This window comes from Mycobacterium sp. RTGN6, assembly GCF_033804605.1.
Classification (GTDB): domain Bacteria; phylum Actinomycetota; class Actinomycetes; order Mycobacteriales; family Mycobacteriaceae; genus Mycobacterium.
Window position 1 is genome coordinate 44,604 of the sequence record NZ_JAPZKZ010000012.1, and the last position, 24,085, is coordinate 68,688.

A 24,085-nucleotide genomic window follows, 5' to 3' on the forward strand; every position below is an offset into this window, starting at 1 on the left:
TCAGCCGTCCTTGATCGGGCGTAGCAGGAGCTCGGGGCCGTGCTCGGCCTCCTGGGCGGCGAGCCACGCGAGGACCGTCGTGTCGGGGGCGTTGAGCGCCGGCGCGGCTACCGCGGCGAGGTCGGGGTGCCAGCGGTGCACGTAGCCGCGGCACTGCTCGATCGCTGCGGCCATGTCGTCGGCGAGCGGCACGTCGTCGAGGAGGTAGCCGAGGACGTCGAGGAGCTCGCCGTAGGTGCAAAACACTTGCTGCGCTTCGGCGTCCGCGCAGGCGATGGTGAGCACCTGGCCGAGCTTGAACAGCCGGCCCGTCGGGGCGGTCATCGGATCTGCTCGGTTCGGGTCTTCCCGTCGCGGTAGGTCGTGACGAGGATGATCGGCTCGGCCTCGGTGAAGTCGGGTGAGACGCCGACGACGCGGGACCAGACCGGCAGCGACGCGAGCAGCCGGTAGGCGATCCGCTCGGCGTCCTCGACGTTCTCGTAGCCCTGGTTTGAGTTGAGCAGCGGCTCTTTGTTGTCGCCGTCGCTGACGTAGATGTCGAACTTGTTGTCGGAGCGGGGCTTGACCTCGACCTTTATCACGGTGTCTCCTCGGTGCTGGTGGGCCCGGTGCGGGCCCGGAACAGGTGGGTGAGTGCGGTCGCCGCGAGCCCGATGAGCGCGGCCACGACGAACACCAGCGGGGCTGCGGCGACCGTCTCGGGGGTCATGCCGCGCCCTTGGTGTGTCGAGAGGCCTTGTTGCGCTTGACGCGTGCGCGCCGGTTCGCGCGGCGGGAACGGTTGGCGTCGCGGTTGCGCAGGCGTCGGCGTTCGATCTCGTCGGGGTGCACGGTGCCCTGGTAGACCGTCTTGTGTTGCAGGCCGGCGGCGATCGCGTGGGCGAACTCGGTGTCGTAGGGGTTGGCGCGCGGCGGCGTGGCCGGCTCTGCGGCCGGGGCTGGGCAGGCCGTGCAGATGCCGGTGTTGTCGTCGTACTTGGTGTGCCACCCGCACGGGCCGGCCGCGGTGTCACACGCTGCGCTGTCGGTGCAGCCGCACGTGCGGCAGACCCGGTCGGGTTGACCCATGCCGGCGGTGAGGTCCTCAGCGAGGTGGTCGTCGGCCGCGAGGTCCTCGAACGCCTCGTCGAGGACCGGCTCGCCCGCATACCAGTCGGGTGGCGTGGCTTTGCCGCGTCCGCCGGCGCAGCGGATCGCCTTGGTGGCGTGATGCTGAAACTCGTTGAGGTCAGAGGACCACTCGATCGCCGCGTCGCACACCTCGCACGGGAGGCCCTCGAATGCGCCGGCCTCGTCGAGCTCGACGGCGGCGTTGAGGTCCAGGCCATGCAGATGCGCGTGTACCTTCACCTCGGCGCGGGGCTGCTCGGCTTGGCGGTTGCGCTGGTATTCGGTCATGCGGGTCGGCTGGCGGTGGCCGAACCGCGCCGCTCGGCGTTGCCGGCGGGCGGGGCTATTGCTCATGGAAGGACTCCTCAGATTCGTGTCGGAAACCGGAAACGGCGCAGCTAGTCGCTGGTGTTGTCGGTGGTGTCGATGAGTTCGCCGCCGGCCTCGCCCGTCGCGTCGCCGTCTCCGGTGGCTTCGGCGGTCACGTTGCCGTCGTGGTCGACGAGGGTGCCCTGGTTGGCGTGGTCCGGGCGCTTGGAACCCTTGGGCCACACCGCCTCCGCGGTCACCGTGTAGGTCAGGCGCGTCTCGCCGTCGTCGCGGATCGTTTCGTGAATGCCGGTGACGGTGCCGTAGACGGTGTACTCGACCTGCTCGCCGAGCTTGGGTTCGTCGGCGTCGCGTTGGCCGTGGTTGCCGCTGATGCCGACGTAGAAGTCGGCGGGGCTGGTCTGCTTTTTCTTGTTGGCCACGGGTGGGTGCTCCTATCGGTTGTGGCTGTCCGCCGCAGGTCGCGGCGTGACGATCTCGGGGGCGCGTGGGTCGGTGATTTCGAGGACCACCTCGACGCGGGCCGTCGGCCCATAGCCGAGGTCTCGGGCGTTGTCGATGACGTCGGCCAGCTGCAAGAGGGTGACGCGGCCGAGGCTGAACCGCCCGGTCCTAGCCATCGGTGGCCTCCGATTGACGGGACAGCCACCTGTTGAACACGTCGTCGAGCGCGTCGACGAACGGGCGGTCGCTGGCTTCGAGGGCGTGCAGTGCCTCGACGACCGCGGCGAGGGTCTCGTCGGTAATCTCGCCCGCCGCGGTGGGTGCGGCGTCCAGGCCGCCGAGCTCGGCGACGATCACCGCGACGTCGGCGAACTTCTCGACCTTCCCCTTGGTCAGAATCTTGTCGAGCTCGATCACCATTTGCTCTCGCGGCGTGAGCTCCTCGAATCCCGCTCGTTGCGCGCGTTGGGCGTTGCGGGCCGCGCCGGCGGCCTTGCGTGGTGCCGCCTTCGTTGCAGCCACCGGTTCACCGGCGTCGATCACCTCGCCGTCGATCACCTCGTGCGCCTGCGCGGCGTCCTCCAACACCAGCCCCGAGTAGTCGGCCGGGAACGCCTTGCGCCACGCCAACGCCTCGGAGCACTTCGCGGTCTGGTTGGCCGGCATCTTCGCCCACATCGAGTTGGGGACCCACTGGCCGTCGCGCTGAACGAGCTGCACGTACTCGGCGTAGGAACAGGTCGCCGAGACGCTCACACCGTCGAACTCGACGGTGTACTTGCACGCCACCGGCAGGCCGTCGTCTTTGTCCCAAAAGTCCTGCCAGCCGGTGCCCTTGCCGCGCCACAGCGTGTCGGCGTGGCTGACGCGGACACCCTCGCGGCGCGCGGCGCGGGTGCCGATGACGCGCCACCCGTCGATGCCGACCTGGACGGTGAACTTGTCGACGTCGCGGTCCTCGACCCGCTCGTTGCCGGTGTCGGGGTTGGTGACGCGGACCTTGACCTTCGTCTTGCGCGACACCATGTAGACCTGCTTGGTGAACGGGTCTAGGCCGGTGCGCGCGGCGTAGTGGTAGAGCAGCGACAGGTCGGCCTCGGTGGCGTGTTCGAGCCCGAGTGAGCGCAGTTGCACCCGTTGGGCCTCGGTCCAGTCCTGTTGTCCGCTGTGCAGCGCGAGCTTGCTCGATGCGCGTGTTGCGGGGACCTGGGCGCGGTCCGGGTCGGGGCCGATCGTGGGGCCGGCGGTGCGGTCCTCGGCCTTCGTTTCGCTGCTCATGGTGTGCTCTCTCAGATGGCCGGGATATCGGCGGCGGTGATCTTCGCGGGGTAGAACGAGACGGTCTTGCCGTTGGGGCGGCGCTCGGCGATGCGGATCGACTGGCCGTCTAGGTCCTTCGCGCCGTCGACGACGGCGTAGTGCGAGCGCTCCATCCGCTTGAGGACGTGGTTCTTGTGCAGCGCGAACTCGTCTTTGGCGGCGTCGAGGGTGCGGGTCGCGTCGAGGAACGCCACCGCTTCGTCCTCGGGGATCAGCGCCTCGGTGCCGCGGTCGATCTCGGGATGCAGCGCACGCAGGCACTCGTAGGTGGCGGTGGTGTTGTCGAGCTCAGGCGGGGTGTCGCCGGCCAGGGATGCCCAGAACCGCTGGCATTTCGCGATCATCCACGAGGCGAACCGCGGGTCGTATTCGCGCGTGTAGATGCGGTGCTCGAGATATGGGCCGATGACGAGGAGCTCGCCGGGTATGTCGATCCACCCGGTGAACAGCATCAGCGCAGCGAGCTGCGCGTCGTAGTCGTCGGGCAGATCGCCCTTGAGGTCGTCGCCCCACACCACCAGGTCGTTGAGGTTGCGCGCCATCTTGAACTCGACGACGCGCCGGCTCGACCCCTTGACGCCGCGGCGGTCGAGCGTGGCGATCGCGGGGAACCCGAACTTGTCGGGGTCGACGTGGGCTTGCACCTCGCCGGGGGACAGCAGCCAGTCCTCGCGGTCGCGGCGGTAGCGAGCCGCGGCCAGGAGCTCGACGTCGTGGCCAAGGTCGAACGCGTCCTTTGGCTCCTCCGGGTCGACGAGGCCCTTCATCCGGTGCCACAGCCGGAACGGTGACTCGTAGCGCGACACCGGATCGTCGGGTTCGCCGAGGATCGCCGCCACCTTCGACGGCGTGATGACGCGACGCCACTCGTCGGTGCCGGGTTGCACCCACTCGGGGTCACGGCGGGTGTAGAACTTCACGCCGGCGGGCCGCCTCACGACTGCGCCCCGAGGCCGGCGGCGTCGACAGCTGCGGCCGCTTCCATCACGGCGGTGACCATCTGCACCCGCTGCTCCCACGACATGAGCGACGGCAGCGTGACCGAGGACGGCAGCGCTGCGGCGATCAGCGTGATCCGCTGCTGAGATGCCTTGTCGGCCAGCGCCTTCGCCGCCTCCCCGTGGACGGTGCGCATGAACTGGATGAACTGCGCCCACTCGGCGTCGGTGAACTTGGCGCGCGGCTTGGTCAACTGCGCGCGGATGACGCCGTACGGTTCGCCGAGGTCGACGGTCTCGCAGTACCGGCCGCGGCTCACGACGCGATCCCCTGGCGTCGCTGCCAATGGGTGCGCACACCCGACCTGCTCGGTACTCGAAGCGCGTAGCGGGCACCGTAGAGCGGCGGGCGGGCGATGTGCGTGCCGTCGCCGCGGCGACGCTCACTGATGCCGGCGCGGTGCAGCCGCTTGGCCAGCGTGTTCGTCGAGACGCCGAGCGCGGCGGCGATCTCCTCGTCGTAGCGGCCGAGGTCGCGGTGATCGGCGACGATCTCGGCGAAGTCAGCAGGAACGCCACGCGTCGCCGTCGGCGGCAACCCGACCGGTATCGCGGTCGGGTCGTCGATCGAGCCGGCCTCGTCGTCGTCGTCGACCGCCCAGGCCAGCGGTGCCGCGAAGCGGTGTCGGCGGCCGAACTCGCGGGTCTCTTCGCACGGGCCCGGAGTGACGTGCCACCGCTCGAACAGGTCGGCCACCAGATCAGCGAGCTCGGCGTCGATGACCTCGGGCTCACCGAGCGCGAGCTCCCGCAGCAGCGTGTCGTCGTAGCCGAGGACACCGGCCAAGACGGCGAACGGGTAGCCGATCCGCACCAAGGCGCGCAGCCGGCGCACCGGGCCCGTCGCGCGGGTGAACATCGACTCGGGGACGGGGACCGCGAGGATCGGCTCGGCGATCCGCCGATACATGTGGTGCTTGTGCCGGTCGCTGTCGAGGCGCTTGGTGCCGCGCTCGGTGAACTGTCCCAGCAGGACCGTTATCCGGCGGGTCTCGACGCCGGCGAGTTGGGCGACCAACGCCGGCGTGAGACCGGCGGCGATCAGCGTCTCGACGTGCGCGCGTACCGGCGCGGCGGGGACTTGAGTGTCGCGCTTGCTATCTTGCGTGGTGGTGAGCACAGGGGTTGAGTTCCTCTCGTCGTTCGTCATCAGCGCCGGCCCGGCGAGCACCGGGCCGGCGCTCTCGTTCACTGAGTGGGGTTGTCCGCCGGCGGGAGCGGATCGCCGCCGGCGGCCCCGTCCTCGGGCTCGTCCTGACCGTCGGACGTCTGAAGGGCGGGGGCGGATGCACGGACGTCGTCACCGGGTGCGGATGGGTGGCCGCCCCCCGCGGTCGGCTTAGGGCCACCGCTCCGTGCATCCGCCCCCTGTTGGGGGGGATTGAGTGCCGCCTGCAACGCGGCGTCGATCGCGGCCTCGGCGAGGTCCTCGAAACTGATGGTGTTGTAACCGCGCAGGAGCCACGGGTCGACGCCGCGCAGTGCGGCGGCGGCAGCCTCGACGGCGCGACCGAGGTCGGTCGGTGCGGCGTCGGCCAAGCGCGCGAGACCGTCCTCGGTCGTGGCTGGCGCGCTGGCGTAGATCGGTCGGACGTCGAGGATCGCCCCGTTCTCACCGGTCAGCAGCGACCCCTCAGGTAGGCGCGCCCGTATCCGGTCGGCGATCTCCATCGGTGTGTTGGATGCCAACGTGACGAGCAGCGGGCCCGCGGGCCGCGGCGCGGCGATCGCGTCGCGGACGTCCTCGATCAGACCGAGGAGCTTGCGCTCGAACGGCGTGACCGGCTTGCGCTCAGCAGCATCGATCGCCTCGGCCTGCGCCTTTTCGGCGGCGGCCTCCTCGATCGGGTTCGGTCCCCAGCCCATCAGTGACCGGGCCCTTGCTCGGCGATCGTCCGCAGCGACTCGGCAATGTCGATCAGCGCGAGCGCCTGCGCGTGCGCCACGTCGGCGACGTGCGGGACCGAGTCGGGTTTTCCCACGGTCGAAAGCAGGTTCCTGGCCTCGGCCAGATTGTCGGGCAGCATTCTCGGTCTCCTGTCGGGTCGGGTCGGGTCGGGTCGGGTCGGGTCGGGTTATCGAGAGAACGGCGGCACGTAACCGCCCTTGCGGTAGGTGTTCTGAGTGCCGCCGAGGATCGGGCGGGGACACGTCGGGTTGAGCAGGTGCACCTGCATCCGCCACGGACCCCACCGCAGCGAAGGCTTTGCGCCGGTGACGAATCCGCAGCCGCGCGGGCACTCGATCACCGCGGGCTCCTCGCACGGGTGGGGGCGAGGAGCGGCGGCGCGGAGGATGGCGACCTGGCCTATGACCGCCGCGGCCTTGGCGAAGTTGGCAACCGGGTCAGTCATCGCGCTTGGGTCCCGAGCGCGGGGCGGGCCACGTGCCCGCCGGCGGTGCTCCACACCAGCTGCGGGTGGGGCTTCGGCGTGTAGTGCTTCGGCCAGACGGCTGGCCGGAACGTCCGCGCGGTCACGCGCTGGCCTCGATCGCAGCCTCGGCGTCCTCGGGGCGGATGCGGTACTGGCCGCCGGGGAGCTTGATGGATTTGACCCGCCCCTCGGCGAGGTATCGGTGCACCGTGCGGAGCGATATCTGCCACTTGTCGGCGAGCTGCGCGGGTGTCAGAAAGCCATCAGTATGCGATTCCGCCATAGCGCAGACCGTAAGGCGGTTCGCCATATTGTGTCAAGTACGCCACACCATATGGCGTAACTGACGCTCCATGGCGTAACGTGCGATCCATGACCAGTGCGATCGAGGTGGCCGATCCGGCCAAGCGCAGCAACGTTCTGATCGGTGCCGAGGTGCACCGACTCATGTGGGTCGGCCGGCGCACGCAAGCTCAGCTTGCGGAGATGCTCGGTGTCGACCAGGGCTCGGTGTCCAAGCGGCTACGCGGCAAGACGGAGTGGGCCGCGTGGGAGGTTGCCGTGACCGCGGCTTGGCTCGGTGTCGAGCCGGCTGATCTGATTCCGCCGATCGACCTACACCCCGACGACGGCGGCGACGACGATGGTGGGTCGAGTGCCCCCACCAGGGCTCGAACCTGGGACCTGCGGATTAAAAGTCCGTAGCTCTACCAACTGAGCTATAGGGGCGCGGGTGATCAGGATACTTGGGCGGTGTTCCTCGAGGCGGCCGGGGCGGCGCGCTGGAGGGCCGTTGAAGTGCACTGGTCGAGGGTCGAAACCCCGTCGATACCGGTTTGGCCGATGGGCCGTCGGTACCCTAAGCTATGCAACGCTCCCAACGCGCAAGCGTTGCGAGTACCCCGAAGAGATTCGGCTCGGCCCCCATCGTTTAGTGGCCTAGGACGCCGCCCTTTCACGGCGGTAGCACGGGTTCGAATCCCGTTGGGGGTACACGCGGCGCCCGCGAGGGAGTTGCAAAAGCAAGGCCCTGTGGCGCAGTTGGTTAGCGCGCCGCCCTGTCACGGCGGAGGTCGCGGGTTCGAGTCCCGTCAGGGTCGCCAAACGGCGAGGCGAGTAGCCTTGCCGCCTTGGCCAGGTAGCTCAGTCGGTACGAGCGTCCGCCTGAAAAGCGGAAGGTCGCCGGTTCGATCCCGGCCCTGGCCACATCAGAGGTTCGTCGGTTGCGCTCCGCGACACCGCCACCGAGCATCCCTAGAGTGACAGCCACAAAGGCCCGTCACGGCCTGGCCTCAAGTGCCGGGAGACCACGATGAATCACCGGTCGCTGATCTTCGACCTGTTCGGTGGCTACATTCGGTATGCCGGGGGAAGGATCTCCCTGCGCTCGCTTGCCGCCGTCGTCGAACCATTCGGTGTCTCGACGGACGCCCTGCGGGTAGTCATGTCACGTCTGCGGCGTGAGGGCTGGCAAGAGGTCACCCGCACGGCTAGCGGGGCTGAGTACCGTGCGACGGCCGAGATGTGGGAAGTGCTCGATGAGGGCTACGACCGGATCTTCCGGCCCGCGGAGCCGGCCTGGGACGGGCAGTGGCGCATGGTGATCTACGAGGTACCCGAGACTGAGCGCGCCCTTCGTGACCAGTTACGCAAGCAGCTCGCTTGGCTTGGGTTCGGTCAACTCGTGAGTTCGACGTGGCTGAGTTGCCACGATCGGCTGGACGCTGTCGGAGCCTGGGTCGCCGAGCACCCGGTGGCGCGCATCGAAACACTTGTTGCGCGCTCGCAAAGCGAGGAGCAGGACCGTCGCTTCGCGCACCGGTGCTGGGATCTGGACACCGTCGCCGCCGACTATGCCGCCTTCGTGCGCCAGTTCGGTTCGACGGCCAACCGGCATTCCTGGGAGCACGCCCAAGGGGTAGACGCCCTGGTCGCGCGGGTACGACTCGTGCACGAGTACCGCCTCTTTGCATTCCGGGATCCTCGTTTGCCTGGTCATCTGCTCCCAGACGCTTGGCCGGGTCCGTCGGCGGACCGCTTGTTCGCACAGGCCTACAACCATCTGGAAACCGAGGCGGTCGCCGCCTTTGAGGCCCTCACCGGCGCGGCGGTCGTAATTCCAGACCGCGAAACATATCGTTGACGTTCAACGGATTTGTGTTTCATAATGGCGTTCTAACGCGCGTGCCCACGCTCGACGCGGATCAAGGAGAGCTAGTTGGCCGCAACCCGTCCGCCCATCACCGACGACGCGGCCTACGCGCTCGTCGACGAGCTGTCAGCGGCACCGCTGTGGCGTCACTACGGCAACCTCTTCCCGAGGGAACCGACGAATCGGGCGACGGCGAAGCTCTGGCCCTATGCCCCCCTTCGGGAGCTGGCATTGCACTTCTGCGAGACGCTGTCGCTGGAGGAGGCGGAGCGGCGCGTGTTGATGCTGGTGAATCCGAGCCTGACCGACCCGCCGGCGACGGTTAACACGCTGTTCGCGGGAATTCAGATCATCCTGCCCGGCGAGACGGCGCAGGCACACCGCCACGCGGCCAATGCGTTCCGCTTCATCATCGAGGGCTCCGGTGCTTACACCACGGTCAACGGCGAGCGTGTGCACATGAATGCCGGCGACCTGCTGCTCACCCCAGGATGGCACTGGCACGACCACACCCATGTCGCCGACGGTCCGATGATGTGGCTCGACGGCCTCGACTATCCGCTGACCAACGCCTTGGACGCGGGGTTCTTCGAGCTGTACACACAACGGTTGCAGCCTGTCATCAACGCTGACGACATATCGACGCGCCAATTCCTGCACGGCAGGCTGAACCCAGCGTGGCAAGCGCAGGGTGGTCCCGCCTCACCGATCGGCAACTACCCGTGGGTGGAGACCGAGCGGGCGTTCGCAGCGATCGCCGACGACGCGAAAGGCAGTGCCAGCGAAGGCATTCTGCTCGAATACACCAACCCATGGGACGGCGGAGCTGTCTTGCCCACCATCGCATGCCGCATCGCGCGGCTGCCCGCCGCCTTCAGTGGCCAGGTCCGTCGCCACACGGCGAGCACGATCTATCACGTCGTGTCCGGCTCGGGGCGCACCGAGATCGGTACGCAGACTTTCGAATGGTCCGAGAAGGACACGTTCTGCATTCCGGGCTGGATGCCGTACCGACATCAGAGTCCCGCGGGCAGCGACGCGTTTCTCTTCTCCTTCAGCGACGAACCGGTGCTGAAGAAGTTGGGCTACTACCGAGAGCAGTGGCTTTAGCACGCTCAATGGGTTTCGGCTTCGACAGGCAGCAAGACCCACACAACGAATCGGGATGATCAAGTGCGACTCGCGACGACCGAAGATGGCCGACTCGGGCTGGTGGAAGGTGACGAGCTCATCGAGCTCATCACTGAGCAGCCGGATGATCGAGGCGCGCTACACCGCCTCATCGAAAGTGGTGCCGACGCGTCGGCGCTGCCACGCGGTCGGCGCCACGCACTGCGGAGCGTCACGCTGCAAACGCCATTGCCGATGCCCGGCAAGATCTTGGGCGCCCCAGTGAACTACGTCGACCATCAGCTCGAGATGCACGAGCCCACCACGGTGGCCGAGCTCGGCGTATTTCTGAAGGCTCCGACGTCGGTGCTTGCCCCCGGTGGCACGGTCGAATTGCCCTACACCGACAAACGGACAGACCAAGAGGCCGAACTCGCCGTCGTCATCGGGCGACGAGCCCGGCATGTGCGCGTCGAGGAGGCGCTCGACTACGTATTCGGCTACATGTGCGCCCTCGACATCTCGGTGCGTTCGACCGAAGACCGCTCCACTCGTAAGTCGTTCGACACCTTCACCCCGTTGGGCCCCTGGATCACCACTGCCGACGAGGTCGGTGACCCAACGTCGTTGCGGATGCGCGGATTAGTCGGCGACACGGTGCGCCAGGATGTACTGACCTCCGACATGATCTTCTCGGTCACCGACCTCATCAGTTACGCAAGTTCGGTGATGACGCTGTTGCCTGGCGATGTGATCGTCACCGGAACGCCCGCGGGGGTTGGTCCACTGGTAGATGGCGATCACGTCGTCGTCGACATCGACCGTGTGGGACGACTTGAAGTAAACGTCAGCGGCGCCAATGCCGTGCCTTACGCCAATCGCCCGGGGCGGCGGATCCGGGTGTGAGCCCGCGGTTCGCCTAGCGCGCGTCCCGGGTGTCCAACTCGCGACGTAGGCGAATCTTGTCGACCTTCCCCACGGGGGTTAGGGGTAGTTCGCCGATCACTTCGAGCCGTTCGGGCAGTTTGTATGACGCCACCCCGGCCTCGCGCATCGCTTGTTGCACTGTCCCAAGCGTGATTCCAGGAGAGGACTGGTCCAGAACGACGAACAGGCACACCGCCTCGGTACTCTGTGCGCTCGGTGCGGCCAGCGCGGCCGCGTGAACGACACCTCGCATCCGCACGACGAGGCGCTCGATCTCGGCGGCGCTGACCTTCTCGCCGGCACGCACGATGACGTCCTTTGTGCGACCGTCCACGACGACATTGCCGCCGGAGTCCACATGGACTAGGTCTCCCGAGCGATACCAGCCGCCGTCCGTGAACGCCTCGTCAGAGCCAACCTCGCCGAAGTAGCCGCGAATCGTGTAGGGCCCCTTGGTAATCAGACTGCCAGTGTGTCCGGCTTCAACTGGACGCTCTTGCTCGTCGACGACGAGAATCTGGTCGTCCGGGCAGATCGGTCGACCCGCGGTCCACTGGACGATTTCGGGTGGATCATCGAGCCGGGTGAAGGTAAGCAGCCCCTCAGCCATGCCGAAGGTCTGTTGCAGGATCGCCGGAAAGGCTTGGCTCAGCGCCACGGCCAGCTCGGCGGGCATCGACTCGCCCCCAACCTGTAGTACCGCAAGGCTCGTCAGGTCGCACGCCGTACCCGACGCTGCGGTTACCCATCGACGCGCAATCGTGGGGACGACGGACGTGACGGTGACCCGCTCGGCCTCGATCAGCCGGAAGCACTCGTCTGGTCGGGTCGTCGGGCTCAGCACCACCCGGCCCCCCGCCACCAGCGTGCCGAACGCGCCTGGGCAGGCAAATCCGAAGTTGTGCGCGGCAGGCAGGACGGCAAGATACGTCGAGGCGGCGGACACGGCAGCCAATTCGGCGCAGCGCCGCATGTTGTAGCCGTAGTCGTTGTGGGTGCGAGGAATGATCTTTGGGGTGCCGGTGGTACCACCCGAAGTGAGCAGTACCGCGACGTCGTCGCCGCGCGGCGGCTCGTGTTCGATGTGCGTGACACCCGCAATGCCGCGCGCCAGCGCGCGCAGGTCGAGGCTGTCTGCGGTTGGCCTGCCGACGACGAGCACGCGGCGCAGCGTGGGCAGGCCATCGACTAGCTCGTGCGCGAGCTGCTGGTGGTCGAATCCGCGATGGGTATCTGGCACCGCGATCGCGACCGCATCGCTGTGCCGGGCCAGGCTGGACAACTCGGCCGCGCGGAGCCCCGGTATGACCAGGAGCGGAACTGCCCCCAACCGCAGGCAGGCCAGCACGAGCACGACGAACTCCACGCAGTTGGGCAGCTGAACCAAGACGACGTCGCCCGCATCCAGGCCGTCAGCGTGGAGGGCCGCCGCCAGGTGCTCTGCGTCGTCGACCAGTTCGCCGTAGGTCGTGCGCCGCGAACCGTCAATCAGGGCTATCGCGGACGGGTTGCATCGCGCGTGTGCCCACACGGGTTCGGCGAGCCACTGGTCCTGCCAGTAACCGGCTTGGCGGAACCGGTCGGCGTCGTCAGGTGGCCAGTGAACGACCGGTCGGGTGTGCTTGCCTGTCATCGATTTCACGCGACCGCGGCGTCACCGGTAACCGTGTAGCCAATCGGACTCGGAGTAGTCGCCGCTATTACGGCTCCGCAGAAGGTAATTGCGAACTCGAGCACCGGCACCGTCAAGGTGTAGGAACTCCCCGAAATTGCGTGCGCTGCGCTGCACGCGCGCTGTTCGCGGCACCCGCTCTTTTTCGTAGGCTTCGAGCGCACCTTCCACGGTTTGGGATTCGGCGAGCGACTTCCCGAGGTAGACGGCGTCCTCCAACGCCTGGCAGGCGCCTTGTGCGACGTACTGCAGCATCGGGTGAGCGGCGTCTCCGAGGAGCGCCAAGCGGCCGCGGGTCCAACAATCGACCGGCTCCCGATCGGCCATCTTCCAATGCCGTTCGCGGTCGATGAGAGCGACACCGGCCCGCACGTCGGGACAGGCGTCGACGTAGTGACCGTCGATCTCGTCCGGTGTACCCCAGTCGTCGGAATCGGGACGATGGCGGTCGCTGTGGAAACAGACGACCTGGTTGTAGAGATCGCCGCGCCGTATCGGGTACTGCACGAGATGCATTTGCGGCCCAATCCAGCACAGGACGTCTTCACCGCCGGCAACGTCGGCGAGTTGGTCGAAGGGCAAGGTTCCACGGTAGGAGACGTAGCCCGAGAGCACGGGTTCGCCACCGGGGACGATCTTTTCGCGGAGAACCGAACGCAGCCCGTCGGCACCGACCACGAGGTCGCCTTGGTAGTGGCCGCCCTCGGCGGTGTCGACCGTCGCGGTCCGGCCGTCAGTCGCAGCGTCGACGACGGTGGCCGCGGGACACAGCTCGATGTCCGCGCGTTCCTTGGCGGCGCTCAGCAGCAACTGCAATAGATCACCGCGATGCATCACCGTGTACCGCTGTCGGTATCGAGCTTGAAATGGATCACCGAGATCCAATGCGGTGATCAACTCACCGCTCAGCGCGTCCATCAGGACCAGCCGACCAGGATAGAAGGCATATTGGCTGATGGCCGCCTCGTCTATCCCGAGCTGCTCCAGGGCGTACAGGGCGTTGGGCGCTAGTTGCAAGCCCGCTCCGATCTCACCGAACTCATCGGACCTTTCGAGTATCCGGATGCGTTCGGCGGTCCCCGAGAGGGACAAACTCAACGCGGTCGCGAGCCCACCGATACCGCCCCCCACAACGACGACTTCTTCTGCAAACGCCATGCCGGCTCCTTGTCGGGTCGTGTCAGGTAGCCGCAGCGCGGGCGCAGCGCACACCTCTTCCCGATATATGATCAGTACACTGACTATATCTCGTGCACCGTTTCCGTCGCATCGAAATCACGTCTTGAGGTGGTCCGAATTACCCTGCCCTGCCGCAGGATCACGGCGCTGGGAGGTCGCTCAACCTGTGCTCGTGCGCGTCCACCAGGAGGTTGAGGATTCGGATGAATTCGCGGCGGTCTCGTTCGCTGAGGGGTTCGACGAGTTGCTTACTCACCAAGGCTGCGTGAGGCAAGGTTCGGCGCAGGAACTCGGTTCCGTCCGGACTCAGCTGTAACAGGTTCCGCCTGCCATCGGCAACGTCCTTGACCCGCAGCAGGAGCCCGCGCGATACGAGCCGGCTTGCGATCTGGCCGGTGGTCGTACGGTCCATCCCCAGAAGATCCCCGAGACTCCGCTGGTCGATCCCCGGATGCTCCCGAACGATGTTCAACACGGCGAATTGGGGCGAAGTCAGCTCACCTGGAACGCAATCGCCCCACAGCGCCTTGTGCGCCTGCTGGAGACGTCGGACCAGATGGCCGGGTTGTGCTCGCAGATCAAGGGGACCGCCCTGCTTGTTCGCCATTCCGGTAAATATATGGGCCGCCGAGCGCAGATACTCAGTATACTGAGCATCTGCGGATGGGACGGCATCGCCGTGCCGCCACGCCGGTCAGAGGAGTAGCCCGGTGCATAGCACCCACGATGAGGTCGACCTGCGGCTTCAGGTTGCACGCCGCGCGGCTGGCGCCGACGACGTCGCCGTGCTGACGCTGCGGGATCCGACTGGTGGGCAGTTGCCCGCGTGGTCGCCTGGAGCGCACGTCGACCTGAAACTGCCGGGCGGGGTAGTGCGGCAGTACTCCCTGTGCAGCGATCCGTACGACCGCTCGGTCTGGAAGATCGGCGTTCTCCACGAGCCCGCGGGTCGCGGAGGATCGAAGTACGTCCACGAGCACATGCACGAAGGGACCGACCTCGACGTTCGTGGTCCGCGCAACAACTTTCCATTGATGCCGTCACCGCACTATGTGTTCATCGCAGGCGGTATCGGCATCACCCCGATCCTGCCCATGGTCGTCGCCGCCCAGCAGGACGGCGCCACCTGGGAGCTCCACTATGGTGGCCGCTCGCGGTCGTCCATGACCTTCCTCGACGTGCTCGACGGATTGGACGCCATCAGCTCGCCAGGCCGGCGGGTCACTTTGTATCCGCAAGACGCCGTGGGGCTCATCGACCTCGACCGGATCCTCAGCACGCCGCGGCCCGAGACCTTGGTCTACTGCTGTGGCCCCGAGCAGCTGATAGTCGAAGTCGAAAAGCGCTGTGCGCAGTGGCCATCGGAGACGCTGCACGTCGAACGGTTCTCGCCGAAGGAACAAGGTGAGCGGGCGATGCCCGGCGACTTCGAGGTGGAACTCAACGAGTCAGGGATCACCCTCACCGTCCCTCCCGACAAGTCAATCCTTCAAGTGATCGAGGAAGCAGGGGTCGCGGTTCAGTCGTCGTGCACCGAAGGGACATGCGGCACGTGTGAGACCGTCGTGCTGGCGGGCGAGGTTGACCACCGGGACTCACTACTGACCGACGCCGAACAGGCGGCCAACGACGTCATGTTCATCTGCGTCTCGCGGGCGGCGTGTCCAAAGCTGGTGCTCAAGCTTTGAGGCGAACTCACACGACGTAGCGCTCGAGTGTTTCCGCGGCGAAGATTTCTGCAGGCTGGTAGAGCTTCGCGGCCAGCCCTTGTTCATGGGAATATCGAAGGAACGTTCCCAACGTTGTTTCGTTCGCGGCAACCCCATACGCCCACCAGTCCGGACCGAGCAGCTGGCGTACTTCGTCATCGTGCTCCGGGGACCACGGAAGCATGCAACTGAGCGCGGCGGTCTCTTGGAAACGGCCCATCGCCTGGTTCTTGCTCGCCGTGCAGGCCGTCAACAACTCCTGGGCGATCCACGGCGCTTCTTCATACACCTCGCGCCTCACGACGAGGGTGTGCATGATGGGGAAGATCCCCGTTTGCTTTGCGTAGGCGCGTTCAACCTCGCTCGAATTGGTGAATAGTCGTCGGATGCCTCCGTGGCCAGAAGTGTTGTACGGGCCGGGATTTCGGGCGCTGTAAACCGCGTCCAGCTGACCGGCGAGCAACATCGTGGATAGCGTTTGATCCGGTGGGATCGGAGCGACATCCACTTCTGGGGGCAGGTCCAGCGCGACCTTTTCAATGCGGCCTGGTTCATCAAGGCCGCCAGTGCGGTACTTGACCGATTCGACGTCGAGGCCGTAGTGGTCTTGAAGTATTCCCCTGATCCATACCGCGGCGGTGAGTTGATACTCGGGCACCCCCACGGTGAGTCCGGATAACTCAGCTGGATCGGTGAGCGGGGAATCGGCTCGAACGTAGATCGCGCTGTGCCGAAAGGCCCGGGAGGGAAAGACGGGGATCGCAACGAATGGTCCGTCTGGCAGTGTCAAGACATAACTCGAGAGGGACAGCTCTGCCGCGTCGAACTCGCGGAACCGCAACATCCGATAGAACGTCTCCTCGACGGGCAGCGAAAGGAAATTGATGTCCACGCCGCGAACCGCCGTGGTTCCGTCCCGCAGGCCTTGCATTCGGTCATAGGGTTGGCACGCCAGAGTCAGCTGACGTCGGCTCATCCTGTGTTCCGGGTACCGTCGACTGCGCCCCGTTCCTCCGCAATCAGGGTCTCCATTATTTTGCGGCACCGCAGTGGGCCACCATCTACGGCAATGTTGAGTTCGACGGGATGATCCGGCGCGTACCGGAGGATGTTCTTCTCGATGGCCTCGACCGCATCGATGTCCTGCCGAAAGACATGAGGGATAGCCTCAACCCACAACCGGCTGACTTCATCCGAGTCGATCCGATAATCGCGCGTGATGGCCCAGAAGTAGTGCGTGGTTCTGTTGGTCTCCGGCGTAATCATGTGGACGGCCTTGTGAACGTACTTCGGGCCGCCAGTGACAGACCGTGTACTCAAGTGCGTGATATGGAACCCAGGGGCGAACCACTCGGCATGCTGCTCACGCTCCACCAATCCTTCGATGTCCATGAGCTTGCTGTGGAACGGAGGGATCGTCGCGCTCGGTATATGCCTTTCGACGCGGACCCAGGCATCGGTGAACTCAACGGGGTCGGTGGGAGTGTCGGCAACCTCCTCGGTGCCGATCGTCTCGGGATGGAGGAACGTCACGTGGGAGAGGTCCAGTAGGTTCTCATTCACCAGTTGTGCGCGAGCGTCTACGTAAACCTTCCCGCCGACCGTTGCCCAGCCGGGATCGGTAAACCAATGGTGATCAGGAACGAGGGATTCGTCGGCCAGCTCGGGCTGTCCCGGCCATATCCACACCATTCCCCACTTTTCGAAAAGCGGGTAGGTGCGTACGCGGCAGGTGGACGGTACCCGCGACTGCCCCGGTATGCGCACGCCGCGGCCTTCGCTGTCGAAGACGATGCCGTGATACCCACACTGAATGGAGTCCCCGGTTCGTCGCCCCATGGACAACGGCATTTGACGATGAAGACACTGGTCGATCATTGCCACCGGCGCACCTTGTTCCGTGCGGTACATGCAAATGGGATCACCCAGTATGGTGCGCGAAATCAGGTCGACGCCGAGTTCAGCCGACTGGGCTGCGACATACCATTGGTTCCGTGGAAAATCCTCGGGGTAGTGCACTACAGCTCCTTACCTTGACTGCCAACGGGTGGCGTGCGGAGTCGGCGCCACCGTGCATTTATGCCCTGGCCGAGTAGCGATGCACTGTTTCCATTCTGGAATGGGAGCAACGTCATGAGCCCGAAACCGATTTGAATCGAATCGGGTACGTCTATATCCCCGGCTTCGAATACGAGGGCTTGGTCCACTAGCCAGGTCACGCGTCTTTCGCTCCGATTGAAGACGATCGCGTATTCGTGGAAGTCGGTGAAGTCGCAGGTATCGGTAATGGGGCACTCCACGAGCCATTGGAACGGATCCGCGGATTCGCCGACGCCGGGAATCGAGAGTTGTTCGCGTACCGCGCGGCTTTCTCGGTCGGTCACCAGATGATCGAATATGGCGCCGGTACTCAGGTCGATGACGTTGAAGGCCGCGAACCCCCGGCGAAAGCTATAGTCCTGCCCGCCAAGGATTTCAGCCGTCATCTCGACGGAAATGGTGCAGGCCCCGTCCGGGAGCGGAAAGCTCTGCGTGGAGACGACGAGATGCTTGGCGTTGTCGAAATTGGGCACGAAATCGTTCTTGTTTTCGAACTTCTCTACGCAGATTTCTAGCGTTCCTGCCCCGACCATCGTCTTGGCGCTGTCCTCTTGGGCTACGACGAGGCTGCCATCGGGGTCGAGGAATTGGGCCTGCACCCAGCGCTGCTCGTCGAGGCCCGGACCGGTGAACGGGTCGTATTCGGCGGTCACCGGCGCGAACCTGCGACGCTGGGATGCACTTCCCAGTTGGTCGTTTCCATGACTTCGCTGATCTTCAGCGCCGCAGTCGTTGGTCGAAGCCGCGCGCGGCTTTCGAACAGCCAGGCGCGGTAGCCCGCGACGACGTTCTCCGGGGGTCCTTCGTGGACGATTCCCTTCGGCGTCCACGTCACGAACCCGGGGGTATCGAGGCTGCCGTAGTGGCCGGGTCCGCGGGTGTAGACAACGACTTCGTCGTAGTCCGCGTTGTGATGGATGGGCGGGTCGTCGACCTTTCGGGAACCGAGGTAGAAGAAGAGGTTCCGGGTGCTGCTGTCGTTGATCAAACGTGGCGGCGGCACTGAGCCCTGCTCAACCGAAATGCCTTGGACGTTCGTCAGGTTGAACCGCTGCACGACCGGGGCGCCCCCGGTCGCCGCAATCGGGATCGGGTCGCGGTCGTAGAAGAACGAGGTACATCCATCACCGTGCAAGACCAGCACCTCGTACTCACCCTCGCCCGCAACGGGATCGTCGTAGGGGCGCGGGGTGTCGACGTGCAGGTCCGGGTTCAGCACCGCGGCATGCTCGGGGTCGATACGCCACGTGGTCGCGTCATCGGCGCTGACGACCAGGGCGTCAAACTGATCGACCTCGACGAGCCGGTACGTCACCGCGCGCGGCAGCAGAACGAAGTCCTCGGGGACCAAGTCGAGAACGCCGAAGTCGGTCTCCAGACGCGCCGTTCCCGACACGACGAAGAGCAGTTCGTCGCCAACGACGTTGCGGATCGCAAACGGCGTTGACTGCCGCAGTCGCCACGAGCTGACCTTCACGTCACCGCTGTCCAGCAGCGGAATGGGTAGCGGGCGTGGGGAGAACAGCCCGACGTCGAGGCGGCCGGTGTCGATCCGCCGCGGCGCATAGATGCCCTCAACCCGTGTGTAGTCGGGCGAGTGCTGCGTGCGGATCAGCGTCGACGCCGGACCAACGAAACCGTTTCGGGTGTAGAGATCGAAGTAAGGCTCGGGGGGCAAGTCAATCACTCCTTGTTGGCTGTCGCTGCCGGCACGGGCCGACGAGCCGTCAGCCCGATCATCGCTCGAAATTCATCGGCGGTGGCAAGGCGCCGGCCCAACAGTTCGGCCGTCTGCCGGGCGGATACCACCGTCTCAACACTGTCAGTGATCAGGTCGTCCTTGTGCGGAAACTTGAATGCGGTGTCCTCCGTACCGACCCGAACGTGAAGTCCCAGCAGCATCGCCGTGGTCGAGAGGTAGTGACTCGCTCGGCCAGCAGCGCACACCTGGATGAACGCATCGGGATCGAGCTCCTTGATGCGCTCGACGATCTGGATGAGCTCCTGCATCATCGCCCTCGGGTGTTTCAGATAGGTGGCGAGGCGAGTGGTGCGGTCATCGTAGGGATAACCGATGAGAATGCTCCAGTACGGCCGGTGCGTCAGAATGCCCTTCGAGAGAATGAGCCGCTCGGCCAGGTCCACCTCAGCGGTCGAATGGATCGCAAAGTGCATCCGGACATCGTGGTCGTCGATGACCTTGGCGGCCGACTCCATCCAGTCCACAGGAAAGTTCGGTGCCGAGGGCGCCGTTTCGGCGATGCCCGACGTCACGGGGAACATGTTCTCCGCGAAGCTGTCTCCGCCGAGCACGTTCGCATCCCGCACCCAGTCCTTGCTCGTGCCCGCATCGATATCCCGATACACCTTCTCGTAGATCTCGGGAACCGACAGACCGGATTGCATGATGTCTGCAATGCCGTGGAAGTCGAGGTGGATCCCGCAGGCGCCGGCTTCGATGGCACCGATTGCGGCCTGGACATAACTGTCGAAGTCGAGCCCGTAGTGCCGGACGACGTCTCGGTCGAGGTCGCGAGCGATGCGTCCCGACACTGCGGCAGTCAGCACCAGTGTGTCCGGAATGTCCCATGGCGGTTGCACTTCGGGCAGTGGCAGGGCTTCCATGTCGGCACTGCCGCGAATTGCCTGTGCCGTAAGCCGTGATGGAAGGTTGGCCCAATCCTCTTTCAGGTCATACATAGCGGCACTGTGCTCCGATCTATCTACGTGGGTGGGGTCGGTAATGCGGGTAGTACTTCTTCGGCTAGCAGCTGTACGTCGGCGATCAACTCCGTGGTGAATAGCGCGACAACGACTTTCGTTGCGCCGGCCTGTTGGTAGTCGGCGATTCGTTGGCACCAATCCGACGGCGTGCCCCATAGGCAGGCCTCGGAGAGAACTTCTAGGGGGGCGCCGAACATGGCTGTCATCGCCGGTTGCAGCTTCGCGGCCGCGCGTTCCCGGTTCTGATCGATCGCGCCAAAGAGATAGATCCCCGCGGGCACCTGTTCGGGGGAGCGGTCGTGTTCGCGCGCACATTCGGCCAGTCTTTCGACTGATTGGCGGTAGTTTTCCGGACCCTGTTGCGCGCCCAGCCACCCATCGCCGATTCGTGCTGCGCGCTTGATCGCGGCGTCTGACCCGCCCCCGATCCAGATCGGAATTGGCCGGGTCGGACGAACGGGTATTGCAGCGCCCCGCAACGAGATTCGGGCATCGTCGAAATCGACCGCGTCGTCGCGCCACAGCCGGCGCAACAGGCCGACGTACTCATCGGTCAGCCCGGCACGCTCCCGAACATCCACCCCGACGGCTTGGTGCTCGCGCGGGTCGAGGCCACCGAGACCGACGCCGGCGATCAGGCGGCCGCCAGTGGTCAAGTCGGCGCTGGCCAACGCGTGTGCGACGTGCAGGGGGTGGCGCCGGGACGGGACGACAACGGCCGTCCCCACGGTAAGCCGGCGGGTGATCGCAGCCACTGAACCGAGTTGTGTCCACAGCTCGGGCCACGGCCCGATTCCCGCCAACGTGCGGTCAGGCACCCACACCGAATCGAACCCGGTTGCGTCCATGACTCCCAGCGCTTCGCGCAAGACGTCAAAACTGGAAACCGGCGGCAGCAGCAAGCCCAGCACCGACGCTGAAGGCGTATGCACCTGCCAACCTCCTGTGTCCTCTGCCGGGCCGAGCGATGTGACCGACGCTACACATCAACCTTCAAAGGTTCAATGTTTGTATGTTTGCGTTCGCGGCGATAGGGTGCACTCGTGTCTAAGACGTTCTCGCGCGTCGTGCCGGCTCGGCCGAGCGATCAGGTTGCACGGCAACTGCGCGCCGCCGTGGTCAGCGGCGAGTACCCGGTGGGCGCCGCGTTGCCGACGGAACGCGAGCTCAGTGAGCAGTTCGGCGTGAGCCGCTCGGCCGTTCGCCAGGCCCTGAGTTCCCTTCAGCTACAGGGTCTTCTCGAGATTCGGCCGGGGTCGGGCGGCGGCCCGTTCGTCGTCGATCGACGGATGGAGCCTGCCGTCAATGCCTTTGAGAATCTGTTCGCCTTGGCGGACGTGACCCAGGAGCAGTTCCTCGCCGTCAAGACCGTTCTTGAGCCGGCCGTCGCTGCCTGGGCGGCAATGAACGCCGACGAAACCGACCTGGATCGGCTGCGCAACAACGTCGACGAGTGCGACCGCGAGTTGAAGGCGGGGCGGTCGGTCACTCAACTCGTGCTCGACTTTCACGTGATGCTGGCCGAAGCGACGAAGAACCCGATCCTCGCGCTCATGGTGAGTGCGCTCGAGCGCATCGTCGAGCGCCTCCGCGCCTCCCCCGAGTATCAGGGCGGCGAGAACTGGCAGCTTCTCGTGGACGAGCACCGCGAACTGCTGGCGGCCGTCACCGAGGCGGCACCGGAGCGCGCACACCGGTTGGCGGAACAGCATTCTCAGACGGTCTGGGGTGACCGCGCGATGCAGCAGCCGGCTTCCGGGAGTTCGACGGAATTGTGATCGGTCACCCGACCTAGTGATAGGAGCCATCGCAATGGCGGACTACGTCTGGAATCCGACAGCTGACTACATAGAAGGCGCCAACGTCACGCGGCTGATGCGCGCACACGGCGTGGACTCGCTGGCCGAATTGCGCAAGCGGTCAGTCGCCGATATCGGCTGGTACTGGGACGCGGCCATTCGGGATCTCGCCCTGCCGTTTCGCACTCCCTACACCCAGCTCGTCGACCTCTCACGCGGCATCGAGCACCCCGATTGGTTCTGCGGTGGTGAGCTCAACATCGTTGATGCCTGCGTGCACCGGTGGGCGGCCGATGGATCGGACGCGGAACGGCTGGCCGTAGTTCATGAAGACGAAGGCGGCACCGTTCGATCGCTGACCTTCCGAGAACTCGACCAGCAGGTGAAACAGCTTGCCGCCGGGCTACGCCGGCTTGGGGTCGAACGCGGCGATGCCGTGGCACTGCTGTTACCCATGGTGCCCGAGGCGGTGGTGGCGTGCTACGCCGTCGCCCGGCTAGGTGCGATCCTGGTGCCGCTGTTCTCCGGCTTCGCGCCGGCCGCGATCGCGTCGCGACTCCAGGACGCGGACGCGAAGGTCGTGATCGTGGCCGATGCCACCCGGCGCCGCGGCAAGACGGTGCTGCTGAAGCGGGCGCTCGACCAGGCCATCGAATCGTGTCCGACCGTGGAACAGGTCATCGTCGTGCGCAACGTCGACCCGAACGCGCGCGAAGCGACCGTGCGCCCCCGGGAGGTGGATTGGAACGACGTGCAAGGTGACGTAAGCGATGCCGGGCCGACGGCAATGATGGCATCGGCCGAGCCGCTCCTGCTCGCCTACACGTCCGGAACCACCGGGCGCCCCAAGGGAGCCGTACATACCCACGCCGGGTTCTTGGTCAAGACGGCGAGTGAGTTGGCCTATTCATTCGACGTGAAACGTGGCGGTGTCTTCTGCTGGATCACCGACATGGGGTGGATCATGGGCGCCCTGTCGATCATCGGGACTCATGCCAACGGTGCGACACTGCTGCTCTACGAGGGAGCGCTGGACGTGCCGGACTCCAACCGACTGTGGGAGCTCGCGCAGCGGCACCACGTCGACACGCTCGGGGTTTCCCCGACGTTGATCCGCACGATTCGCGCTGCCGCAGAATTCAGGCCCGGCGCGTTCGATATGTCATCAGTACACACGCTCGGCTCCACGGGCGAAACGTGGGACCCCGAGTCCTACACGTGGCTGGCACGAGACGTTTTCGGCGGTCGGGTTCCCATTATCAACTTCTCCGGCGGCACCGAAGTGGGAGGTTCATTTCTTGCTCCGTACCCCGTGGAACCAATCCGTTCGTGCTCGGTAGGCGGGCCCTCGCTCGGCATGGACGTCACCGTGGTCGACGTAAGCGGCACCCCTGTGCGGGGACAAGCCGGGGAACTGGTCTGCAGGCAGCCGTGGCCATCCATGACCCGCGGCATCTGGAAAGACGATGCGCGCTACCTCGAGTCGTATTGGTCGACCTTCCCCGGGATGTGGCGCCATGGCGACCTCGCACGTATCGACGAGGACGGCCAGTGGTTCATCCTCGGCCGGTCAGATGACGTAATGAACGTAGCCGGCAAACGGCTCGCGTCCGCTGAGGTCGAATCCATCGTCGCCCGACACCCGATGGTCGCCGAAGTGGCCGTCGTCGGGGTGCCGGATCCGAGGAAGGGCGAAACGGTATGGGCGTTCTGGGTCCCCACTCCCGACACCACCGAGGACGTATCAGGTGCGCTGGCCCAAATGATCGTCGATGAGCTGGGCAAACCATTCGCACCCGCCGCCGTCCACAAGATCGCGGCACTACCGAAGACCCGATCAGGCAAGATCCTTCGGCGCGCAATCCGTGTCGCCATCCTCGATCAAGAACTCGGAGAATTCTCGAGCGCAGAGAACTTCGATGTCTTGAGCGACATTGGCGCACTTACTATTCCGAGTTTGCGATGACCCGTACAGACGTCCATGCATCACCGAACTTAGGCCCGGATGGGCAGCCCCTTTCCTTCGTCACGGAGCGGGTGGTTGGTAGTGGGCGACGGGCTTGCGAAGCCGCCAGGGTCCATGCGGGCACGGTTCGTTGGCCGCCGGGTAATCGGCTCGCCACGACGCCCCGA

At 65.6% G+C, this 24,085-nt stretch carries 29 protein-coding genes and 4 tRNA genes; 9 read left to right on the forward strand and 24 right to left on the reverse strand.

The annotated features are described in order from the left end of the window. The 15 genes from SLQ33_RS26615 to SLQ33_RS26685 all read right to left on the reverse strand — a co-directional run bounded on the left by SLQ33_RS26615 (position 1) and on the right by SLQ33_RS26685 (position 7,309). On the reverse strand, positions 1-324 hold the full coding sequence (locus SLQ33_RS26615; protein ID WP_319456910.1) for a hypothetical protein: 324 nt from the start codon (positions 322-324) through the stop codon (positions 1-3). Beyond that, positions 321-584: a hypothetical protein gene (locus SLQ33_RS26620; RefSeq protein WP_319456911.1), complete on the reverse strand. Its 264-nt coding sequence runs from the start codon at positions 582-584 to the stop codon at positions 321-323. Before SLQ33_RS26620 ends, SLQ33_RS26615 begins: the two co-directional genes overlap by 4 nt. After that, positions 581-712, reverse strand: a complete 132-nt coding sequence (locus SLQ33_RS26625; protein WP_319456912.1) for a hypothetical protein — start codon at positions 710-712, stop codon at positions 581-583. The genes SLQ33_RS26620 and SLQ33_RS26625 overlap by 4 nt, the downstream gene beginning before the upstream one ends. Then, entirely contained in the window at positions 709-1,467 is a 759-nt protein-coding gene (locus SLQ33_RS26630; RefSeq protein WP_319456913.1) for a hypothetical protein, read from the reverse strand. The genes SLQ33_RS26625 and SLQ33_RS26630 overlap by 4 nt, the downstream gene beginning before the upstream one ends. 44 nt (positions 1,468-1,511) lie before the next feature. Next, positions 1,512-1,865, reverse strand: a complete 354-nt coding sequence (locus SLQ33_RS26635) for a hypothetical protein (RefSeq protein WP_319456914.1) — start codon at positions 1,863-1,865, stop codon at positions 1,512-1,514. Between the two features lie 12 nt (positions 1,866-1,877). Beyond that, positions 1,878-2,063, reverse strand: coding sequence for a hypothetical protein (locus tag SLQ33_RS26640; RefSeq protein WP_319456915.1), 186 nt, complete (start codon positions 2,061-2,063; stop codon positions 1,878-1,880). Continuing rightward, positions 2,056-3,165, reverse strand: a complete 1,110-nt coding sequence (locus SLQ33_RS26645; protein WP_319456916.1) for a recombinase RecT — start codon at positions 3,163-3,165, stop codon at positions 2,056-2,058. Before SLQ33_RS26645 ends, SLQ33_RS26640 begins: the two co-directional genes overlap by 8 nt. 11 nt (positions 3,166-3,176) lie before the next feature. Then, positions 3,177-4,145, reverse strand: a complete 969-nt coding sequence (locus SLQ33_RS26650) for a YqaJ viral recombinase family protein (protein WP_319456917.1) — start codon at positions 4,143-4,145, stop codon at positions 3,177-3,179. Beyond that, positions 4,142-4,465 (reverse strand): hypothetical protein, encoded by a 324-nt coding sequence (locus tag SLQ33_RS26655; protein WP_319456918.1) that lies wholly within the window; start codon positions 4,463-4,465, stop codon positions 4,142-4,144. Before SLQ33_RS26655 ends, SLQ33_RS26650 begins: the two co-directional genes overlap by 4 nt. Beyond that, complete coding sequence (locus SLQ33_RS26660) at positions 4,462-5,397, reverse strand: hypothetical protein (protein WP_319456919.1); 936 nt, start codon at positions 5,395-5,397, stop codon at positions 4,462-4,464. The genes SLQ33_RS26655 and SLQ33_RS26660 overlap by 4 nt, the downstream gene beginning before the upstream one ends. After that, on the reverse strand, positions 5,394-6,071 hold the full coding sequence (locus SLQ33_RS26665) for a hypothetical protein (RefSeq protein ID WP_319456920.1): 678 nt from the start codon (positions 6,069-6,071) through the stop codon (positions 5,394-5,396). Before SLQ33_RS26665 ends, SLQ33_RS26660 begins: the two co-directional genes overlap by 4 nt. Continuing rightward, positions 6,071-6,232, reverse strand: a complete 162-nt coding sequence (locus tag SLQ33_RS26670; protein ID WP_319456921.1) for a hypothetical protein — start codon at positions 6,230-6,232, stop codon at positions 6,071-6,073. Before SLQ33_RS26670 ends, SLQ33_RS26665 begins: the two co-directional genes overlap by 1 nt. A 48-nt stretch (positions 6,233-6,280) precedes the next feature. Further along, entirely contained in the window at positions 6,281-6,559 is a 279-nt protein-coding gene (locus tag SLQ33_RS26675; RefSeq protein ID WP_319456922.1) for a hypothetical protein, read from the reverse strand. Between the two features lie 121 nt (positions 6,560-6,680). Continuing rightward, positions 6,681-6,863, reverse strand: coding sequence for a helix-turn-helix domain-containing protein (locus SLQ33_RS26680; RefSeq protein ID WP_319456923.1), 183 nt, complete (start codon positions 6,861-6,863; stop codon positions 6,681-6,683). A 373-nt stretch (positions 6,864-7,236) separates the two neighbouring features. Next, positions 7,237-7,309, reverse strand: a tRNA-Lys gene (locus tag SLQ33_RS26685). A 191-nt stretch (positions 7,310-7,500) separates the two neighbouring features. Here SLQ33_RS26685 and SLQ33_RS26690 point away from each other — a divergent pair. The 6 genes from SLQ33_RS26690 (at position 7,501) to SLQ33_RS26715 (ending at position 10,748) form a co-directional block, all read left to right on the forward strand. Then, positions 7,501-7,573 (forward strand) — tRNA-Glu (locus SLQ33_RS26690). Positions 7,574-7,606: 33 nt separating this feature from the next. Next, positions 7,607-7,683, forward strand: a tRNA-Asp gene (locus SLQ33_RS26695). Between the two features lie 29 nt (positions 7,684-7,712). Next, positions 7,713-7,786, forward strand: a tRNA-Phe gene (locus SLQ33_RS26700). A gap of 106 nt (positions 7,787-7,892) precedes the next feature. Then, a complete protein-coding gene (locus tag SLQ33_RS26705) occupies positions 7,893-8,723 on the forward strand; it encodes a PaaX family transcriptional regulator C-terminal domain-containing protein (RefSeq protein ID WP_319456924.1) in 831 nt (276 codons plus the stop codon). A 75-nt stretch (positions 8,724-8,798) separates the two neighbouring features. After that, positions 8,799-9,842: a cupin domain-containing protein gene (locus tag SLQ33_RS26710; RefSeq protein ID WP_319456925.1), complete on the forward strand. Its 1,044-nt coding sequence runs from the start codon at positions 8,799-8,801 to the stop codon at positions 9,840-9,842. A 63-nt stretch (positions 9,843-9,905) separates the two neighbouring features. Further along, positions 9,906-10,748, forward strand: coding sequence for a fumarylacetoacetate hydrolase family protein (locus SLQ33_RS26715; protein WP_319456926.1), 843 nt, complete (start codon positions 9,906-9,908; stop codon positions 10,746-10,748). Between the two features lie 13 nt (positions 10,749-10,761). Here the strand turns inward: SLQ33_RS26715 and SLQ33_RS26720 are convergent, their stop codons facing one another. The 3 genes from SLQ33_RS26720 to SLQ33_RS26730 all read right to left on the reverse strand — a co-directional run bounded on the left by SLQ33_RS26720 (position 10,762) and on the right by SLQ33_RS26730 (position 14,227). Next, complete coding sequence (locus SLQ33_RS26720; RefSeq protein WP_319456927.1) at positions 10,762-12,402, reverse strand: (2,3-dihydroxybenzoyl)adenylate synthase; 1,641 nt, start codon at positions 12,400-12,402, stop codon at positions 10,762-10,764. Between the two features lie 21 nt (positions 12,403-12,423). Beyond that, positions 12,424-13,599, reverse strand: coding sequence for an FAD-dependent monooxygenase (locus SLQ33_RS26725; protein ID WP_319456928.1), 1,176 nt, complete (start codon positions 13,597-13,599; stop codon positions 12,424-12,426). A 160-nt stretch (positions 13,600-13,759) separates the two neighbouring features. Continuing rightward, positions 13,760-14,227 (reverse strand): MarR family winged helix-turn-helix transcriptional regulator, encoded by a 468-nt coding sequence (locus SLQ33_RS26730; RefSeq protein ID WP_319456929.1) that lies wholly within the window; start codon positions 14,225-14,227, stop codon positions 13,760-13,762. Positions 14,228-14,330: 103 nt separating this feature from the next. Between SLQ33_RS26730 and SLQ33_RS26735 the strand changes: the two genes are divergently transcribed. Next, positions 14,331-15,308, forward strand: a complete 978-nt coding sequence (locus SLQ33_RS26735) for a PDR/VanB family oxidoreductase (protein WP_319456930.1) — start codon at positions 14,331-14,333, stop codon at positions 15,306-15,308. 7 nt (positions 15,309-15,315) lie between these two features. Here the strand turns inward: SLQ33_RS26735 and SLQ33_RS26740 are convergent, their stop codons facing one another. The 6 genes from SLQ33_RS26740 to SLQ33_RS26765 all read right to left on the reverse strand — a co-directional run bounded on the left by SLQ33_RS26740 (position 15,316) and on the right by SLQ33_RS26765 (position 21,085). Next, positions 15,316-16,221: an ABC transporter substrate-binding protein gene (locus SLQ33_RS26740; RefSeq protein WP_319456931.1), complete on the reverse strand. Its 906-nt coding sequence runs from the start codon at positions 16,219-16,221 to the stop codon at positions 15,316-15,318. Positions 16,222-16,301: 80 nt separating this feature from the next. Then, the gene (locus SLQ33_RS26745; RefSeq protein ID WP_319456932.1) at positions 16,302-17,348 is read right to left on the reverse strand and encodes an aromatic ring-hydroxylating dioxygenase subunit alpha; all 1,047 of its coding nucleotides are present in this window, start codon (positions 17,346-17,348) and stop codon (positions 16,302-16,304) included. After that, on the reverse strand, positions 17,348-18,082 hold the full coding sequence (locus tag SLQ33_RS26750) for a DUF6081 family protein (RefSeq protein WP_319456933.1): 735 nt from the start codon (positions 18,080-18,082) through the stop codon (positions 17,348-17,350). The genes SLQ33_RS26745 and SLQ33_RS26750 overlap by 1 nt, the downstream gene beginning before the upstream one ends. Continuing rightward, complete coding sequence (locus tag SLQ33_RS26755) at positions 18,079-19,107, reverse strand: homogentisate 1,2-dioxygenase (protein WP_319456934.1); 1,029 nt, start codon at positions 19,105-19,107, stop codon at positions 18,079-18,081. The genes SLQ33_RS26750 and SLQ33_RS26755 overlap by 4 nt, the downstream gene beginning before the upstream one ends. 5 nt (positions 19,108-19,112) lie before the next feature. Beyond that, positions 19,113-20,129, reverse strand: a complete 1,017-nt coding sequence (locus SLQ33_RS26760; protein WP_319456935.1) for a 3-keto-5-aminohexanoate cleavage protein — start codon at positions 20,127-20,129, stop codon at positions 19,113-19,115. A 23-nt stretch (positions 20,130-20,152) separates the two neighbouring features. Next, positions 20,153-21,085, reverse strand: coding sequence for an LLM class flavin-dependent oxidoreductase (locus SLQ33_RS26765; protein WP_319456936.1), 933 nt, complete (start codon positions 21,083-21,085; stop codon positions 20,153-20,155). A gap of 111 nt (positions 21,086-21,196) precedes the next feature. On the opposite strand from SLQ33_RS26765, the gene SLQ33_RS26770 reads away from it, so the two are divergent. Together SLQ33_RS26770 and SLQ33_RS26775 are read left to right on the forward strand one after the other, a co-directional pair. Then, the gene (locus tag SLQ33_RS26770) at positions 21,197-21,931 is read left to right on the forward strand and encodes a FadR/GntR family transcriptional regulator (RefSeq protein ID WP_319456937.1); all 735 of its coding nucleotides are present in this window, start codon (positions 21,197-21,199) and stop codon (positions 21,929-21,931) included. Positions 21,932-21,965: 34 nt separating this feature from the next. After that, positions 21,966-23,918 (forward strand): AMP-binding protein, encoded by a 1,953-nt coding sequence (locus tag SLQ33_RS26775; RefSeq protein ID WP_319456938.1) that lies wholly within the window; start codon positions 21,966-21,968, stop codon positions 23,916-23,918. Positions 23,919-24,085: the final 167 nt, after the last annotated feature.